Raw genomic sequence first — 18,568 nt, 5'->3', positions numbered from 1 at the left:
GGGCCTTCATGGTTCGAGACTGCGCTTCGCGCCTCCTCACCATGAGGGGGTAGGGCGATGCACGCGCGCAGGCTATCAACCCGCCTTGCGATGCCTTGCCGTCGAACGATGCGTCTTGCGCGTGCTGCGACGCTGGCTCGTGCTCCGCCGCGGATGGGACCGCGCTGACGCCCGTCCCCTGCCTCTTCCCTTCAAGCTTTGCTTCAGCGCGTCCATCAGATTGATGACGTTGCTTGGCCGTTCTTCCGGCTCAGGCAGCTCGATCTTCTTGCCGCTGGCTTTTCGTTTCACCAGCGCCTTCAGCGCGTCCTCGTACTCGTCCTTGAACTTGCTGGGATCGAAATGCGCCGCCTTAGTGTGCAGGATATGGCCGGCGAGCTCGACCATGTCCTTGGTGATCTTCGCGCTCTTGATGTCGTCGAAGAACTGGTCCTCGTCGCGCAGCTCGTAGGGGTAGCGCAGCGTGGTGCCGAGCAAACCCTTGCCGAGCGGTTCGATGGCCATGACATGTTCGCGGTTCGTCAGCACGATCCTGGCGAGCGCCACACGCTCCTCGTCCTTCATGGCATCACGGATCACAGCAAAGGCATCGACCGCAGCCTTGCCGTCAGGAGCGACATAGTAGGGGTGGTTGAGGTAACGCTTGTCGATCTCCTCGCGCGGCACGAAGCTTTCGATGTCGATCGTATGATTGCTTTCGATCTGAACCGCTTCCAATTCCTCCGGCTCGATCTCGACATATTTGCCTTTACGTAGCTCGTATCCGCGTCCCTTCTGATCGCTCTCGACGACGTCGCCGGTCTCGGCATCGACCATTTGCTGCTTCAGACGGTTGCCGGTCTCCCGGTTGATCATGTGAAACCGTGTTTTCGCCGCAGCGGTCGCAGCGGGATAAAGGACGACCGGGCAAGTCACCAGCGACAGCTTCAATGTTCCTTTCCAATAGGCGCGGGGAGCCATTCCAATCTCCAATGTTTTCAATGCGTTTTCGGAACTCCAACCCACCTTATGGGTTTTGGTTCCGGGTGGGACTTTGGCCGTGATAGGCTCGAATGCACTTGAAAAAATGCGGGACCGGTCGTGCTGAGAAACCTCTCCACCTATCGGAAAAAGCGGGATTTCGAGATCACTCCGGAGCCGTCCGGCGAGACGGCGGTGACGCCCTCGAAACAGCGGCGTTTCGTGATCCAGAAGCACGACGCGACAAGGCTGCACTACGATCTCCGGCTGGAGTTCGATGGCGTCTTCAAGTCCTGGGCGGTGACGAAGGGGCCTTCGCTCGACCCGCATGACAAGCGGCTCGCGGTCGAGGTCGAGGACCATCCGCTCGATTACGGCGATTTCGAAGGCACCATTCCGGAAGGCCAGTATGGCGGCGGCACGGTGATGCTGTGGGACCGCGGATATTGGGAGTCTGAAGATCCCGAGCGCGGCTTCAAGAAGGGCGACCTCAAGTTCACGTTGCATGGCGACAAGCTGCATGGAAGCTGGGTGCTCGTGCGCATGCGCAATCGCGACGGCGAAAAGCGCACCAACTGGCTGCTGATCAAGCATCGCGACGACTATGCTCGCGAAGGCGAGGGCAACGACATCCTGGACGCGGACAAATCGGTCGCTTCCGGCCGGGCGATGGATCAAATCGCCGAGGGCAAGGGGCGCGCGCCAAAGCCGTTCATGCTGGCGAAGGGAACCAAAGGCAAGGCCGATGCGGTCTGGCAGTCCAATCGCGTCGATCAGGAGACGCGCACCATCAAGCCTGCGCCGCGCGCGGCCTTGAAGAAGGGCAAGGCGACGACAGCAACGACCGCGAAGAAAGTGTCGGAGATGCCGGACTTCGTCGCGCCACAGCTCTGCACGGCGGTGGAGCGTCCGCACCCGGGCGAGGGCTGGTGCCACGAGATCAAGTTCGACGGCTACCGCGTGCAGCTTCGTGTCGAGGATGGCGAAGCAACCCTCAAGACCCGCAAAGGCCTCGACTGGACCGGAAAATTCGCATCGATCGCTAAGGAAGGCAGCGCGCTGCCGGACGTGCTGATCGATGGTGAGATCGTCGCGCTCGACCACAACGGAGCGCCGAGCTTCTCCGCGCTGCAGGCGGCGCTTGCGGACGGCGAGACCGATGACCTCATCTTCTTCGCCTTCGATCTCCTGTTTGCCGAAGGCCTTGACCTGCGCCGGCTGCCGCTCGGCGAACGCAAGACGCGGCTTAAGAAGTTGCTGGACGCGCGCAAGAGGAAGTCGAGCCAGATCCGCTATGTCGAGCATTTTGAGAGCGGTGGCGATGCCGTGCTGCAATCTGCCTGCAAGCTCCAGCTCGAAGGCGTGGTCTCGAAGAAGCTCGACGCGCCCTATCGTTCAGGGCGCACCGAAAGCTGGACCAAGGCGAAATGCCGCGCCGGCCATGAGATCGTGATCGGCGGCTACAAGACCACGAATGGTAAATTCCGCTCTTTGATGGCGGGCGTGCACCGCGGCAATGATCTCGCCTTTGTAGGCATCGTCGGCACCGGCTTTGGTGCTGACAAGGTCAAGCGCATCATGCCGCTGTTGAAGGCGGCGGAGGCCAGGGAGAGCCCGTTCGGCGGCAAGAACGCGCCGAAGAAGACCCGCGACGTGCATTGGCTGAAGCCCGAGCTCGTGGCCGAGATCGAGTTCGCAGGCTTCACCGCCGACGGCAATATCCGCCAGGCCGCGTTCAAGGGCCTGCGGCAGGATAAGCCCGCCGAGGAGGTCGAGGCCGAGGCGCCGGTGAAGACCGAGCTTGCCGAGCCGTCGCCGCGGAAGGGCAAGGCGAAGGCTGCGTCAAAGACAAGATCAAAGCAGCCCGGTACCGCGGAAGTGATGGGCGTCGTCATCTCGAAGCCCGACAAGGAGCTGTGGCCAGACGGTGGGGATGGCGATCCCGTCACCAAGCTCGATCTCGCGCACTACTTCGAGGCGGTCGGCGAATGGATGATCGCGCATCTGAAGGGAAGGCCGTGCTCGCTCATTCGAGCGCCCGACGGCATCAAGGGCGAGTGCTTTTTCCAGCGTCACGCCATGCAGGGCACGTCGAACCTGCTGGAGCTCGCAAAGGTCTCCGGCGATCGCAAGCCATATTTGCAGGTCGATCGGATCGAGGGGCTGGCGGCGGTGGCGCAGATCGGCGGCGTCGAGCTGCATCCCTGGAATTGCGCGCCTTACGCCTATGATACGCCAGGCCGGTTGGTGTTCGATCTCGATCCCGCGCCGGACGTGGCTTTCCCCAACGTGATCGAGGCGGCCAGGGAGATGCGACAGCGTCTGTCCGACGTCGGACTGGAGAGCTTCTGCAAGACCACCGGCGGCAAGGGAATGCACGTCGTCGTGCCGCTGCTTTACGGTGCGCGGGACAGGGTCGATTGGAAGGAGGCGAAAGCCTTTGCCCAAGGCGTATGTCGGTGGATGGCTGACGATGATCCGCAGCGATATCTGCTCAACATGTCGAAAAAGCTGCGCAACGGAAAGATCTTCCTCGACTACCTGCGCAACGACCGTCTTTCGACGGCCGTGGCACCGTTGTCGCCGCGCGCCCGCGACGGCGCCACCGTCTCCATGCCGCTGACCTGGGCGCAGGTGAAGGGTGACCTCGATCCGAGGCGCTACACGCTGCGCACTGTGCCAGGACTTCTGGCGCGATCAAAGGCGTGGGAGGGCTATGACGATGCGGCCGCATCGATCAAGGCGGCGATCAAGAAGCTGGCGGGGAAGGTGAAGTAGTGGCGGATTCACCGAAGAGGTGGAATCGGTAGGGTGGGCAAAGCGAAGCGTGCCCACCATCGCTTGCCCGGATTGACACAGAATAAGTGGGCACGGCGCTTCGCGCCTTTGCCCACCCTACGATGTCGGCGATCAAAGCTAGATCCGTCCCATCAGCAGCAAGATCAGCAGAATGACGATGATCAGCCCCAGTCCGCCGCCACCGTAGTAGCCGGTGCCGTAGAACGGACCGCCGCCGATGCCACTGAAGCCGCCGAGCAGCGCGATGACCAAAATGATCAGAATGATTGTACCGATGGACATGCAAATCTCCTCCAGCCCTCGCAAAGAAGGGTCGTTGTCTTGACCAATTTTCGTCGGGGCAACTTGCCGTCGTAGCGAAAGTTCCTCGCTCGGATCATGATAAGAAGGCGTCAAGCAGGGGAACCTTTGTGTTCGAACGCGGCCTGATTTACATCAGTCGGCAGAGGACAATGTCATGTCAGCACCGCTCGTCGTTTCGATCCCGCACCGTCTCGGTCGCGAGGAGGCCGCGCGTCGTTTGAAATCCGGGCTTGGCCGCGCCGCAGCGAGCATTCCGGTGATGCAGGTCGAGGAGGAGCGCTGGGAGGGCGACCGCATGAATTTTCGCATCCGCGCGCTCGGGCAGGTCGCGACCGGTTTGGTCGATGTCGGAGAGGATCAGGTGCGGGTCGAGGTGATGCTGCCCTGGCTGTTGCAGCGCTTCGCCGAACTGGCGCAAGCCACGATCCGCAAGCGTGGGCAATTGTTGCTGGCAAAGGGCGATGGCAAGTAGAGTCTTGGCGTCAGGCGGGCGCGGGTTGCCGCGCGGCTCTTGCGGCACGCGCAATGCGAGCCTTCAGGACGGTTGCCGGAAACGAGCCAAAGGCCTGTGAGAGCCGCAGATCATGACCCTCGTGACCGGCGATCGCATAGCCCTTCGCGTCAATAATCGCATCGAGCGCTTCGAATGACGGCCATTCGCGGCCACCTTGCGTGAACGGTGCAAAGGCTCGCCCGACCAGGACGATCGCTGCGTCGCGTCCGTGGCGCCGCGCGAAAGCGATGACATGGTCGGCGTGCGGTCCGCTCACCACCAGAGGCTGGTAGTCGCCACGGGTAAAGACGTCGGCAAGCTCGGAGCGCAGCTTCAGGAGTTGCCGCGTCCAGGCGAGCTTCAGTCGACCGTCCGACCAGTTCCGGGCAAGACCGTTCCAGTCGGGGCGGTCCAGCGCGTCGAGCGCAACTTGTCGCTGGACAAAATCAACCGGACGGCGATTGTCCGGATCGACCAGCGACAGATCCCAGAATTCGGTGCCTTGATAAAAATCCGGCACGCCAGGGAGCGTTACCTTCAGCGTGAGCTGGCTCAGCGAATTCAGTGCACCGAGCAGGGCGAGGCGTCGCCCCAGCGTTTGAAGCGCCTCCAGGAATTCGGCGGAAACGGTGGGATCGAGAATCCTCGCAATGAAGTTCTGTACGCCTCCCTCATAGGCCTCGTTCGGATTGAGCCAGCTCGTCTCCTCCTTGCCTTCGCGGGCCGCTTTGAGCGCGTAGGCCTGGATGCGGTCGATGAAGCCCGCGTCAGGCGGCCCGGACATCCATGCGCCGAGCAGCGTCTGGTAGAGCATGTATTCGAACGTCGCCGACGGCGCGCGCATCTCGCCATGCGTTGTTATGTGAGGCACGTTCAGCACCTTCCAGCGTGCTACCGCGCTGGTCCATTCACCCGGGATTTCGCTGAGCGCGGCGAGCCGGGCCCGCGCATCCTCGCCGCGCTTGGTGTCATGCGTGGCCGTGGCCGTCATGCCATGCGGCCAATCCCTGGCGCGTGCCTTCATGGTCTCATGGAGGGCGGGTAATGCGAGAGCCTTTGCGGCGGGATCGCCGCCGACTTCGTTCAGCGCGAGCAGGCGGTGATAGCGATAGAAGGTCGTATCCTCCAGCGACTTCGCCAGCATCGGCCCGGTGAATTGCTGCACCTTCAGCGCAAAGCGTCGCACGCGCGGGGTACTGTGCGGCGGCCGATCTGGCTTGAGCAGATCCATGGTCAGGGCATCGCGCAGGAAGTCGAAAATGCCGTCGTCAGCCGCAAACCATTCCGCGCGAGCGCGCCCGATGGCCTCTTCGATCAGCCTGCGGTCGTGCGCCGTCGATCCGCTCGTCGTGATGTAGGTGCGGTAGACCGGGAAATGCAGCACGTAGAGCTCGAGCGCCTGCCGCAGGCTGTCGGCGGAAAAGTCGCGCGTCGAGTAGTGCCCGTTGGCGATGCGGGCGAGCAGGCGCGTCAGCACGGTGAATTCGCTCGTGAGAAGCGTATCCAGCACGCGTCGCTTGGCTTCCATCAGATAAGGTGCAAGCCGCGGCGAGCGGTTGCTGATCTGGCGCCAGGTTTCGTCGAGCGCGTCGAGCCCCTTGGCATCGACCAGTACCTGGGTGATGACGTTCATCCATTCATAGCCGGTCGTGCCGTGAACGCCGGCGAAGCGCGGCAGCCGTTCGTGCTCGCACAGGATCTTTTCGATCACGGTGTAGAACGGCTTTGCGGGGCCTTGCGCGTCGCGGACGATCCGGCGGAGCCGCTGGCAATATTGTGCGGGATCGCGCAAGCCGTCGATATGATCGAGCCGGATACCCTGCAGCCTGCCGTCCGCGACCAGCTGCTTGACCAGCCGGTGCGTGGCAGCAAATGTGCTCGCGTCCTCGACCCGCAGCCCGGCGAGACCGTTGACGTCGAAGAAACGGCGATAGTTGATATCGCTGGAGGCGAGCCGCCAATGGCCGAGCTTGTAGTGCTGGCGTTCGAGCAGATGATGCAAGGCAAGCGTTTGTGTCGGGCGGTCCTTGGCCGAACGATAGGCGGCAAGGCCTCGCTCCATGATTTCGGGCGCACCGGTGATCGCCCTCAGTTCGAGCCTGAAGGCCGGTGCCTCATCGCGGTTTGGATGGCGCAGTCCCTTGTAGCGTTCGGCGAGCTCAAGCAGACGCTTTCCAGCCTCGCTGCCTGCGGCATCCGCCTCCTTCACGATCATCCGCAGGACTTCGCCATAGCGCTCCGGCGCGATCGGCAGGCGATGCTCGAAGTACCACGCCGAAAAGCTGCCTTCGCCTGCATCAAAGCGCAGCTCGATCTCGCCACGCTCCAGCGCCTCGCCATAGGCCGAGCCGAGGATCGGCAGCAGCACGCCGCCGCGGGCGCGATAAGGCAACTGGTCCCAGTCGATGTCGAAGGAGGCCGCGTGCGGCGACGCCTGTCCCCATTCCAGCACGTCGAGCCAGTACGGGTTATCCGCGAAGTGGACGCCGACATGATTCGGGACGAAGTCGATGATCAGGTCAAGGTCATGCTGCTTTAGGGTGTCGCTGAAACGGGTAAAGCCGGCCTCTCCGCCGAGCTCGGGATTGAACTGGCTGTGGTCGACGATGTCGTAGCCGTGGGTCGAGCCCTTGCGCGCCTTCATCAGCGGCGAGGCGTAGACATGCGTGATGCCGAGAGCCTTGAGATAGGGTACGACCCGGGCGGCGTCGTCGAAGTTGAATTCGGCCGTGAATTGCAGGCGATAGGTGGCGAGCGGAACGGCACGAGGCATGTTCACCTCACAAGGCGCCAGACCACGAACCAGGGCGGAAGTCGATCACCGGCATCGTCACCCCATATTGGCGTGCCAGTCATGTTTGGTGAGGTGACATCGCGATCCGACAGATTGGCGGTCAGGCGCAGAGTCGCGCCGTCCCCCAAGCGCCAATGCGCGGTCAAGAGGCCGCTCTCCTCAACTTTGGCGTCGCCAAAGGCCGCGCCGGAAAGCCGTGGCATGATTTCGGTGCGGCGAATGCGCAGGAGCTCGCGCACCAGCGACAGCCGCGCGTCGTGCTCCGGGATACGCGAGTCCCAGTCGAGCACGGCGGATTGCGGCGTCGCCGGATCGAGCGGATCGGGCACTTCGTCGCCATATTTCTCGTAAGCCCAGGCATATTCCTGGCGCCGTCCGTTGCGAACGGCATCGGCGAGATCGCCGTGGAAATCGCAGAAGAACGGGAACGGCTTCGTCGATCCCCACTCCTCGCCCATGAACAGCATCGGCACCATTGGCGCGAGCAGGGTAACGGCGAGGGCCGCCTCGATCGCTCGGGGGTTCGCGATGCTCTCCAGCCGATCGCCAAATGGCCGGTTGCCGATCTGATCGTGGTTCTGCAGGAAATTGACGAAAGTGTCCGGGGGAAGCTGGCGGCTCGGCTCGCCCCGCGGCTTGTTGCCCCAGAACGCTGAGACCTCGCCCTGATAGACGAAGCCCGACGCCAGCGCGCGGGCGAGGTCGCCGCGCGGCGAGCGCTGATAATCGCCATAATAGCCAGAGGATTCGCGCGTCAGCATCACGTGCCAGACGTGATGATAGTCGTCGTTCCACTGGCCGCGATATTTTCCATTTGGCGGCTCCTCGGTGGGATCGAGCAAGCTCGCGCGATTGTCGCCATTCTCCAGCACGAGATGAATGTGCCGCCCGGTCGCCGCCGCAAGCTGGCCCGCTGCAATGCTGAGATCGTGCAGCACCGACTGCTCGCCCGGGATCGCCATGATGTGATTGGCGGCGTCCAGCCTCAGGCCATCGAAGCGGTAGTCGCTGAGCCAGCAAAGCGCGTTCTCGACCGCGAAGGCGCGGACCTGCGGCACACGATAATCGATAGCGCTGCCCCACGGCGTATGCGCATCGGTGAAGAAGTTCGGCGCATAACGGCCAAGATAGTTTCCCTCGGGGCCGAAGTGGTTGTAGACGACGTCGAGAAAGACCATCAGACCGCGCAGGTGCGCTTCGTCGATCAGCGTCTTCAAGTCTTCGGGCCGGCCATAGGCGCTGTCGGGCGCATACCACAGCACGCCGTCATAGCCCCAGCCGCGCTTGCCGGCGAAGTCCGCCAGCGGCATCAACTCCAGCGCGGTGATCCCCGTCGCGACGAGGTGATCAAGCTTGCCGATCATGGCGCGATAGTTTCCTTGCGGCGTGAAGGTGCCGACATGGGATTCCAGCAGCACCGTCTCATGCCACGGACGGCCGCGCCAATCTCTGGCGCGCCACTCGAAACTGTCGTGGTCGATCACTTCGCTCGGCCCGAACACATCCTCCGGCTGGAAGGCGGAAGCCGGGTCCGGTACGTCGAGTTCGTCGTCGATTCTGAACCGATAACGGGTTCCCGCCGTCAGCCCGGGAATGTCGGCCACGTACCAGCCGTCCTCGCCGCGCCGCATCGCATGGCGCTTGTCGAGCACGAGGTCGACGTGCCTTGCACCGGGCGCCCAGAGCCGGAACGATACGCCCTCCTTGCTCGCCTTGGCGCCGAAGGATGGCCTCATAGCGCGCCTGCAAAGGCGAGCACCGAGCGCGGCGGCGCCTTGCTGTCGGTGCCGGGCAGGAAATCGACAGTGTTCAACTTGGCATCGGTCGTATTCAGGATCTGCTGCCAGCTCTTGTAGTCGGCCATCTTGGGCAATTTGAATCCGATCTCTTCCGGTGCGGCGTTCAGGACAATAAAGATCGCGGGCACGCTGGGTTCCAGCGGGCCGAGCACGTAGGCGAGAAATCTCCCTTCTGGGAAATTCCAGTCGCCCTCCTTCATCTCCTCGGCTGCCGGCGTCAGCCACAAGACGCCATAGGAGCCGTCGGCGCGGCGGCCGTCGAGCCAGCGCTGGCTGCGGAGCTGCGAGAAGCGACGGCGGATCTCGGCGAGCTGGTTGACGAACTCAACCATGTCCTCACCGTCCTTGCCGAGATTGTCCCAGAGCACCCAGCCCACCTCATTGTCCTGGCAATAGGCATTGTTGTTGCCAGATTGGGTGTTGCCGACCTCGTCGCCGGCAAGCAGCAGCGGCGTGCCCTGTGCAAGCATCAGGCAGGCGAGCACGTTCTTGCGGAGCTGGCGGCGCAGCGACAGGATTTGCGGATCGTCGGTCGGGCCCTCGACACCGCAATTGTTGCTGTGGTTGTCGTTGGAGCCGTCGCGATTGTCCTCGCCATTGGCTTCGTTGTGCTTCTGGTTGTAGCTGAAGAGGTCGGCGAGGGTGAAGCCGTCGTGCACCGTGATGTGGTTGATGCTGGCGCGCAGCTTGCGGCCGTCATGGTGGAACAGGTCGGATGATGCCGTCATGCGGCTCGAGATGTCGCCGATCAGGCTGCCTTCGCCGCTCCAGTAGCGACGCATGGCGCTGCGGTAGCGGTCGTTCCACTCCGACCATTGCGAGGGAAACGCGCCGACCTGATAGCCGCCGAGGCCGAGGTCCCAGGGCTCGGCGACGAGCTTTACGCCCTGGAGCACCGGATCCTGGCGGACCGCGGTCAGAAACGAGCTGCCGCGGTCAAACCCGTTCGGTCCGCGTGCGAGCGTGGTGGCGAGATCGAAACGGAAGCCGTCGACATGGCAGACCTCGACCCAATAGCGCAGCGAATCCGTCACCATCTGGAGCACGCGCGGATGGGTGAGGTTGACTGATGAGCCGCAGCCGGTGAAATCGTCGTAGTAGCGCGGGTTCTCGCGGTTCAGCCAGTAATAGGAGGCGTTGTCGATGCCGCGGAAGGAAAGCGTCGGGCCGAGATGGTTGCCTTCGGCAGTGTGGTTATAGACGACGTCGAGCATCACCTCGATCCCGGCGTCGTGCAGGCGCGCTACGGTGGTGCGGAAGGAATCCAGCGGATTGTCCTGCGCGTAGCGCGGCTCGGGCGCGAAGAAGGCAAGTGTGTTGTAGCCCCAGTAGTTGGCGAGCTTCTTCTCCACCAGCACGCGGTCGTCGATGAAGCCGTGGATCGGCAGCAATTCGACGGTGGTGACACCCAATCGTTTCAGGTGCTCGATCATGGCCGGTGAGGACAGTCCGCCAAACGTGCCGCGCAGGTTCGGCGGCACGTCATCGCGCCTTTGCGTCAGCCCCTTGACGTGGGCCTCGTAGATGATCGTCTCGTCCCAGGGGATGTTCGGGCGGATTTCGCGCCGGCCCCAGTTGAAGGTCTCGTCGACGACCACGGCCTTGATCATGCCGCGCGCATTGTCGCGCCGGTCGAAGGACAAATCCTCGCGCGGGCTGCCGGTGCGATAGGCGAAATGCGCATCGCTCCACACCAGGCGTCCGGCGAGCCGCTTGGCGTAGGGGTCGAGCAGCAGCTTGTTGGGATTGAAACGGTGGCCGTGCTCGGGCTCGTAGGGGCCATGCACGCGGTAGCCGTAAAGCTGGCCTGGCGAGACGTCGTTGAGATAGCCGTGCCAGACGTCCTCGGTGCGCTCGGGCAATTCGATGCGCTCGAGCTCGCGCCGTCCCTGGCTGTCGAACAGGCACAGCTCGACCTTCTGCGCGTTGGCGGAGAACAGCGCGAAGTTGGTGCCGCGTCCGTCCCAGCTTGCACCGAGGCGTGCGGGCGTTCCGGCGGTCAGTCGCATGCGTCAGCTTTCCGGAACGAGGAAGATCGCGGCTAGCGGCGGAATGGTCAGGCGCAGCTCCGGCGTCTTGGCGTCAACCGCCAGCACCTCTCCGACGTTCCCGACGTTGCTGCCGCCATAGTGAGCGGAGTCGGAATTGAAGACCTCGTGCCATTTGCCGGCGAGCGGCACCCGGACGCGATAATTGCGATAGACGTTCGGCGAGAAATTCACGATCACGAGACAGCGCGCACGGGCGTCGAACCCCTTGCGCAGCCAGGCGAACACATTGCGGTTGGCATCATCGGTGATCAGCCACTCGAAGCCGGCCTGATCGCAATCCATCTGATGCAGCGCAGGCACGGCGCGATAAAGCCGATTGAGGTCGCGAACCAGCGACTGGATGCCGGAATGGTTCTTGTATTCGAGCAGATGCCAGTCGAGCGACTGGTCGTGATTCCATTCCTTCCCCTGCGCAAACTCGCCGCCCATGAACAGCAGCTTCTTGCCGGGATGGCCGAACATGAAGCTGTAATAGGCGCGCAAGTTCGCGAAGCGCTGCCATTCGTCGCCCGGCATGCGGCCGAGAATCGAGCGCTTGCCGTGCACGACCTCGTCGTGCGACAGCGGCAGGATGAAGTTTTCCGAGAAGGCGTAGTGCAGGCCGAACAGGATCTCGCCGTGATGGTGCTTGCGGTGGATCGGATCCTTGCTGATGTAGTTCAGCGTGTCGTGCATCCAGCCCATGTTCCACTTGTAGCCGAAGCCGAGGCCGCCATATTCGACGGGCCGGGAAACCTGCGGCCAGGCGGTGGATTCCTCCGCGGCGGTCGTGGCTTGCGGAAAGCGCGCGAACACTTCCGTATTGAAGCGCCGCAGGAACGCGATCGCCTCGATGTTCTCCCGCCCGCCATACTGGTTCGGAACCCACGCGCCCGCAGGGCGGCTATAATCGAGATAGAGCATGGAGGCGACGGCGTCGACGCGCAGTCCGTCGATGGCGTAGCGCTCCAGCCAGAACAGCGCGTTCGACACCAGGAAATTCGTCACTTCGGTGCGGCCGTAGTTGTAGATCAGCGTGCCCCAGTCGAGATGGCGACCCTGTAAGGGATTGGCATGCTCGTAGAGCGCGGTGCCGTCGAAGTGGCCGAGCCCGTGCGGATCATCGGGGAAGTGTCCGGGCACCCAGTCGAGCAGCACTCCGATGCCTTCGCGATGGCAGGCATCGACCAGCGCGGCGAAATCGTCCGGCGGCCCGAAGCGACTGGTCGGCGCATAGAGGCCTGTCGGCTGGTAGCCCCAGGAACCGTCAAAGGGATGCTCGCTGACCGGCAGGAATTCGAGATGGGTGAAGCCCATGTCGCGCGCATAGGCCGGAAGCTGCTCGGCGAGCTCGTGATAGGTCAGCCATTCGTTGTCGCCCTTGCGTCGCCAGGAGCCGAGATGCACCTCGTAGATCGACATCGGCGCCGAGAGCGCGTTGATGCCGTCGGGCGCCGGCCGCGGGCGCGGCAGGTGCGCTTCGTCGAACACGATCGACGCCGTCTTCGGCCGCAGCTCTGCGGCAAACGCCAGCGGATCGGACTTCAGCGGCAGATTGTGGCCGTGCGGTCCGACCATGTCGAACTTGTAGTGATCGCCGGCCTTTGCGTGCGGGATGAACAGCTCCCAATAACCGACACCGCGCACGCGCATCGGGTGGCGTCGCGCGTCCCAGAAATTGAAATCGCCGACCACGCTGACCCGCCGTGCATTTGGCGCCAGCACGACGAAGCCGACACCATCGACCCCGTCGAGCGTCATCGGATGTGCGCCGAGCTTGTCATAGAGCCGCTGATGCGTGCCTTCGCCGAGCAGATAGAGATCGAAATCGGTCAGGATCGGCGGAAAGCGATAGGGATCTTCGAGCTCGACGACATTGCCGCCGAACGTCGCGCGCAACTGGTAGCGCTTGGCACCATTGGGCAGCGCGCCTGCGAACAGGCCGGACTCGTGAATGCGATCGAGTTTCGCCACCTCGCCATGCTCGCCGACGGCCTCGACATTGGAGGCCTCGGGCAGGAAAGCGCGCACCACGCTTTTGCCGCCTTCGGGATGGAGCCCGAGATAATGGAAGGGATCGGAGTGGCGGCCCTCGATGATCGCATAGGCCTCGGCGGACAATTTAGGCATGTGCTTCGCTCTCCGCATTGGACAGAATGCGAAGCAGCCCGGTCAGCGGCGCACTGAGCGCCTCCGGCCGGTGGGACAGTTCGTACTCCACCTCATCGAACGCTCTATCAAGCAGGAAAAATCTTAACAGGCCATCCGCCGAATGTGGATGATTTGTCCGCAGGCGCCGGTCGGTCATGGCCTCGCGATAGGCGGTGAGGAACGTCGCCGTGGCGCGCTCGCGCCATTCGCCGAGCGCGGTCGCGAGCCGTCCCTGTTCGTCCGGCGCGCCCTTGAGCGCGCGGTCGACCGCTGCGATCACGGCCAGGTCGATCGAGCAGACGAGGCTCGCGACGTCGCGCGCCGCGGGTGCCTTGCGCCGCCGCTCCGCCAGCGGCAGATGGAGGTTGCCATCGAAGTCGATGATGAAGATGTCGTCCTTCACGATCAGAATCTGCCCGAGGCGGAAGTCGCCATGATGACGGATGTTCAACCCGCCGATGTCGGATGGCAATAGCTTCGTGAGCACGTCGGAAAGGGCCGGGCGCCGGTCCAGGAGCTGGTCGACCAGCGGGCGATCTGCCTCCCGCAAGCCGTTGCGGCTTTGGGCCAGCGTTTCAAAGGTACGTTCGGCGCGCTTGAGGAGATCCGTGGTCCATTGGGCGACGTGCGCAGACGTGACCGGCTCGGGCGCGAGATCGGCGCCCTCGGCCCGGGCGAGCGCGATATGCAGCTCAGCCAGCCGCCGACCGGTCTGGGCGAGATAATGCAGATAGGGCACCTGGTCCTGGTTCTCGCGCGGCGCTTCGCTTGCGGCGAGCAGACGCTGCTCGTCGATGTAGCGGTCGAGATAGCCCGACGTCACCGCCCAGCCGTCACCCTGGTTCGCGACATAGGCATGCACGACGGCGACGGCGCTCCGCCCGCTATCCTCCACCAGCTCGGCGCTGCCAAGCAGCGCGGGCGTATTGGCGAACTGAGCGACCTCGGTGAGGTAATAGCCGAGCTCGATCTCGGGGTTGGTGCCGGCTTCGAGCCGGCGATAGATCTTGGTGACATACTGATTGTCGACCAGCGCGGTGCTGTTGGCCTGCTCGATGGCACGGATCTGCTCCGGCTGCTTGATGGTGCCCGCGCCGAAGCGGCTGGTCGGCCTGAAGTCCAGCCGCATATTGTTTTCCTCGACGATCAGGGACTGGCTGAGATTGCGCAGGAACAGGCCGATGAAGATCTGGTCGGTCGCGACGTCGAGCAGCGTTCCCTCCCGCGCGCCCTGGCGCACCGCGGCCAGTGCCCTCGGGTTGAAGCGTTCGCGGTCGAAGCGAACCCATTCGATCTGCATCGGCATCACATAGCGCGACGTGACGCCGCGCTGCGTCGCCTCGAAGAATGCGAGCCAGGGCCGGTTGTCGCCAATGTCGCAGAACGGGACCGCAGAAGTCAGGGTCGGCCGGATCTGCTTGGGATTGCGCTCCGGATACCAGCGGGTCCGCGACAAAAATCCCGGCAGCACGTCGCGCTCGAAGACGCCGCGCTCGCGCGCAAGGGAGACCCAGGTCGAGTTGACCGGCACCACCAGCGTCTCGAATTCGGGCACCGCGCGCGGCGTCACCGGCTCGGACTTGTCGCGCTCCCGTAGCTGGAACCAATAGTAGCCGTACGGCCCCAGCGTGATCATGTAGGGCAGCTCGCCGATCGCAGGAAAGCGCGTGCGGCCCAGCATCTCCTGCGGGACCCGGTCCTTCCACGGCGACAGATCGAGCTCGGTCGCCTGTGCCGCGCGCGAGAGGTTGGCGACGCACAGGATGACCTCGTCGCGATATTGCCGGACATAGGCCAGCACGGAACGATTGGCCGGGCGTATGAAGGTCATGGTGCCGCGGCCGAAGGCGAGCGTCGACTTGCGCACCGAGATCAGGCGCTTGGTGGCGCTGAGCAGCGAGGACAGGCTGCGCGACTGCGCCTCCACATTGACCGCTTCATAGCCATAGACGGGGTCCATGATCAGCGGCGCATAGAGGCGGGCCGGGTCGCAGCGCGAGAAGCCGCCATTGCGGTCCGGGCTCCACTGCATCGGCGTGCGCACGCCGTTGCGGTCGCCGAGATAGATATTATCGCCCATGCCGATCTCGTCGCCGTAGTAGATGATTGGCGTGCCCGGGAACGACAGCAGCAGCGAGTTCATCAGCTCGATCTTGCGCCGGTCGTTGTCCATCAGCGGCGCTAGCCGCCGGCGGATGCCGAGATTGATGCGGGCCCGCGGATCGTTGGCATAGGTCGACCACAGATAGTCGCGCTCGACGTCGGTGACCATCTCCAGCGTCAGTTCGTCATGGTTGCGCAGGAACAGTGCCCATTGGCAGCTCTGCGGAATGTCCGGCGTCTGGCGCAGGATGTCGGTGATCGGAAAGCGGTCTTCCTGGGCGATCGCCATGTAGATGCGCGGCATCAGCGGGAAATGATAGGCCATATGGCATTCGTCGCCGCGGCCGAAATATTCCTGCACGTCCTCCGGCCATTGATTGGCCTCGGCCAGCAGCAGCTTGCCCTTGGAGTAGGCGTCGAGCTCCTGGCGCAGGCGCTTGATGATGGCATGCGTCTCGGGAAGGTTCTCGTTCGAGGTGCCCTCGCGCTCGCAAAGATAGGGGATCGCGTCCAACCGGAATCCGTCGACGCCGGCGTCGAGCCAGCGCTTCATCACCTGGATGATGGCACTGACCACCCGCGGATTATCGAAATTGAGATCAGGCTGGTGCGAGAAGAAACGGTGCCAGTAGAACGCGCCGGCCTCCGGATCCCAGGTCCAGTTCGACTTCTCCGTGTCCGTGAAGATGATCCGCGTACCCTGATATTTCTGATCGGTGTCGCTCCAGACATACCAGTTACGGGCGCTCGAGCCCGCCGGGCTCCGTCGCGCGCGCTTGAACCATCTGTGCTGATCGGAGGTGTGGTTGACGACGAGCTCGGTGATCACCCGCAAGCCGCGCCGCTGTGCCTCCTGGATGAAGCGTTTGAAATCCTTCATCGTCCCGAAATCGGGATTGACCGAGCCGTAATCGGCGATGTCGTAGCCATCGTCGCGGCCGGGCGAAGGATAGAACGGCAATAGCCACAGCGTGGTGACGCCGAGATCCTGCAAATAGGGCAGTCTTTCGGTCAGCCCGGCGAAGTCGCCAATGCCATCATGATTGCTGTCGGCAAACGCCTTGACGTGGAGCTGGTAGACGATCGCGTCCTTGTACCAGAGCTCGTCCACGACCTCGGCAGCTTCGACCTTCTTCTCGTCAACGGAGGGAAGAACGTTCATGCCGCGATCCTCACGCCAGGCAGCGGAACAAGAGCGCCGGATCGCGATCGGGATCGATGCGCAGCCGGATTCCGCCCCATTCGATTACGGACTGCTCGCCGGTGAGAAGGTTCTCAACGCGCGCGATGTGGCGACGTTCCCCGTTCACGCTGGCCATGACGTCGCCAAGCGGGAGCCAGATCTCCCGTACGTCGGGCGACAGCGCGATGGCGACGAGAACGGTGTTCGTCCTGTCGATCGACTCCTTGACGAAGGCGATCACGTCGCCATCGTCGATGCCGAGAAAGCGCAAATTCGACGCCTGTTGCAGCGCATCGTTGTCGCGGCGGATGCGATTGAGCACGGCGATGTAGGGCTTGATGTTGCCGGGCTTGTCCCAGTCGCGAACCCGGATCTCGTATTTTTCTGAGTCGAGATATTCATCCAGCCCGGGAACGGCCTGGTGTTCGAGCAACTCGAAGCCGCTATAGATGCCGTAACTGCCCGACAACATGGCCGCCAGCGCGACACGCGACTTGAACATCCAGGGCTCGCCACTCTGGAGGTGATACGGCAAGACGTCGGGTGTGTTGACGAACAAATTGGGGCGATAGAAGTCGCGCTCGGGATAGCCGGTCATTTCAACCAAATATTGCTCCAGCTCCCATTTTTGCGTTCGCCACGGAAAATAGCTGAAGGACTGAGCGAAGCCGAGCTTGGCGAGGCCCTTCATCAGTTTCGGCCGGGTGTAGGTCTTGGAGAACAGGATCACCTCGGGATGCCGGCGGCGGACGTCGCAAATCAACCACTCCCAGAAACTGAAGGGCGCGCTGTCGTGATTGTCGATCGCAAAGATAGTCACGCCATGGTCGATCCAGAACAGCATGACGTCACGGAAGGCGTTCCACAATTCGCTTCGGGTCAGACAGGAGAAATCGGGCACGACGATGTCAGAATAGTCAGCCGTCCGCATCGAGCCGTCCGGCCGCCATTTGAACCATTCCGGACGCTGCGTCAGCCAGGGATGATCCGGCGAACACTGAACCGCGAAATCGAGCGCGAGCTCGACGCCGTATTCCAGGCAGGTCGCAACCAGCGCTCGGAAATCCTCGATCGTGCCGAGCTCCGGATGCAGTGCATCGTGACCGCCCTCGGACGCGCCGATGGCGTAGGGGCAGCCCGGATCGCCTGTGACGGCGACCGGGGAATTGTTGCGGCCCTTGCGGCGGGTGCGGCCGATCGGGTGGATCGGCGTGAAATAGAGCACGTCGAAACCCATCGCGGCGATATCGGGGACACGCGCGATGCAATCCCTGAGCGTGCCGTGCTGGCCCGCCACCTTGCCCTGGCTGCGCGGCATCATCTGGTACCAGGTGCTGAAGCGTGCCTCCTCGCGGTCGACGACCAGCGGGAAGAGGGGCGAGCGGGTGAGGTCGAGCTGCAACTGGCTGTCGGCCATGGCATCTCTCAGCTCATCCGCCATCAGCGGGGTGACCTCGCCGGTTTCCAGGAAATCCTCGCATTGTCGCAGGATGATGGCCGCGGCGTCATCGTCTGCGCCATGGGCCTTGGTCAGAAGGGCGGCGCCCTCGATCGCATCGAGCGTGACATCGGCTCCTGATCGCTGCCTGAGCGCCAGTCCGTGACGCCAGGTCGCGAATTCGTCGGTCCAGGCCTCGACGGCGTAGACATATTGGCCCGGCTCGGGCGGGATGAACGCGGCGACCCAGCGGTCATTGCCGTGATGGAGCATCGGCGTGCGCTGCCATTCCCGATCCTGCTCGCGGCGCCAGAGCAGCGCGGCGCCGACCGCGTCGTGGCCGCCGCGGTAGATGTCCGCCCAGACATCGACGCGCTCGCCCGCGACGCGCTTGACGGGGAAGCGTCCGCCATCGACTAGCGGATAGACGCCTTCAATAAGGAAAGCGCCGCCGGCTGCGACACTCTCGACAGTTTGAATTGTCTTGTTCACGGTGATGCCATTGACAACAAAGC

10 protein-coding genes are annotated in these 18,568 nt (G+C 63.4%); 2 read left to right on the top strand and 8 right to left on the bottom strand.

What is annotated here, in order from left to right:
• Positions 1–75: 75 nt before the first annotated feature.
• Entirely contained in the window at positions 76–960 is an 885-nt protein-coding gene (gene ku / locus SO180_RS22875; RefSeq protein ID WP_449381089.1) for a non-homologous end joining protein Ku, read from the bottom strand.
• A gap of 120 nt (positions 961–1,080) precedes the next feature.
• On the opposite strand from ku, the gene ligD reads away from it, so the two are divergent.
• Complete coding sequence (ligD, locus tag SO180_RS22870; protein ID WP_449381088.1) at positions 1,081–3,738, top strand: DNA ligase D; 2,658 nt, start codon at positions 1,081–1,083, stop codon at positions 3,736–3,738.
• A 138-nt stretch (positions 3,739–3,876) separates the two neighbouring features.
• Here the strand turns inward: ligD and SO180_RS22865 are convergent, their stop codons facing one another.
• A complete protein-coding gene (locus tag SO180_RS22865) occupies positions 3,877–4,041 on the bottom strand; it encodes a DUF3309 family protein (protein WP_211384334.1) in 165 nt (54 codons plus the stop codon).
• Positions 4,042–4,216: 175 nt separating this feature from the next.
• Between SO180_RS22865 and SO180_RS22860 the strand changes: the two genes are divergently transcribed.
• Entirely contained in the window at positions 4,217–4,534 is a 318-nt protein-coding gene (locus tag SO180_RS22860; protein ID WP_449381087.1) for a polyhydroxyalkanoic acid system family protein, read from the top strand.
• A gap of 10 nt (positions 4,535–4,544) precedes the next feature.
• On the opposite strand, the gene treY is transcribed toward SO180_RS22860, so the two are convergent.
• Genes treY through SO180_RS22830 form a run of 6 tightly spaced genes read right to left on the bottom strand, consistent with a single transcriptional unit; the run spans position 4,545 to position 18,545 of the window.
• On the bottom strand, positions 4,545–7,328 hold the full coding sequence (gene treY / locus SO180_RS22855; protein ID WP_449381086.1) for a malto-oligosyltrehalose synthase: 2,784 nt from the start codon (positions 7,326–7,328) through the stop codon (positions 4,545–4,547).
• A 2-nt stretch (positions 7,329–7,330) separates the two neighbouring features.
• A complete protein-coding gene (gene treZ / locus SO180_RS22850) occupies positions 7,331–9,085 on the bottom strand; it encodes a malto-oligosyltrehalose trehalohydrolase (protein WP_449381085.1) in 1,755 nt (584 codons plus the stop codon).
• Positions 9,082–11,157, bottom strand: a complete 2,076-nt coding sequence (glgX, locus tag SO180_RS22845; protein WP_449381084.1) for a glycogen debranching protein GlgX — start codon at positions 11,155–11,157, stop codon at positions 9,082–9,084. The genes treZ and glgX overlap by 4 nt, the downstream gene beginning before the upstream one ends.
• A 3-nt stretch (positions 11,158–11,160) precedes the next feature.
• The gene (gene glgB, locus SO180_RS22840) at positions 11,161–13,308 is read right to left on the bottom strand and encodes a 1,4-alpha-glucan branching protein GlgB (RefSeq protein ID WP_449381083.1); all 2,148 of its coding nucleotides are present in this window, start codon (positions 13,306–13,308) and stop codon (positions 11,161–11,163) included.
• Entirely contained in the window at positions 13,301–16,594 is a 3,294-nt protein-coding gene (gene treS, locus SO180_RS22835) for a maltose alpha-D-glucosyltransferase (protein ID WP_449381082.1), read from the bottom strand. Before treS ends, glgB begins: the two co-directional genes overlap by 8 nt.
• Before the next feature lie 10 nt (positions 16,595–16,604).
• Positions 16,605–18,545 (bottom strand): maltotransferase domain-containing protein, encoded by a 1,941-nt coding sequence (locus tag SO180_RS22830; RefSeq protein ID WP_449381081.1) that lies wholly within the window; start codon positions 18,543–18,545, stop codon positions 16,605–16,607.
• Positions 18,546–18,568 lie beyond the last annotated feature (23 nt).

Source organism: Bradyrhizobium sp. UFLA05-112, from assembly GCF_053572325.1.
The sequence above is the reverse complement of the archived record's forward strand: the minus strand, read 5'-3'. Positions and strand labels throughout refer to the sequence as shown.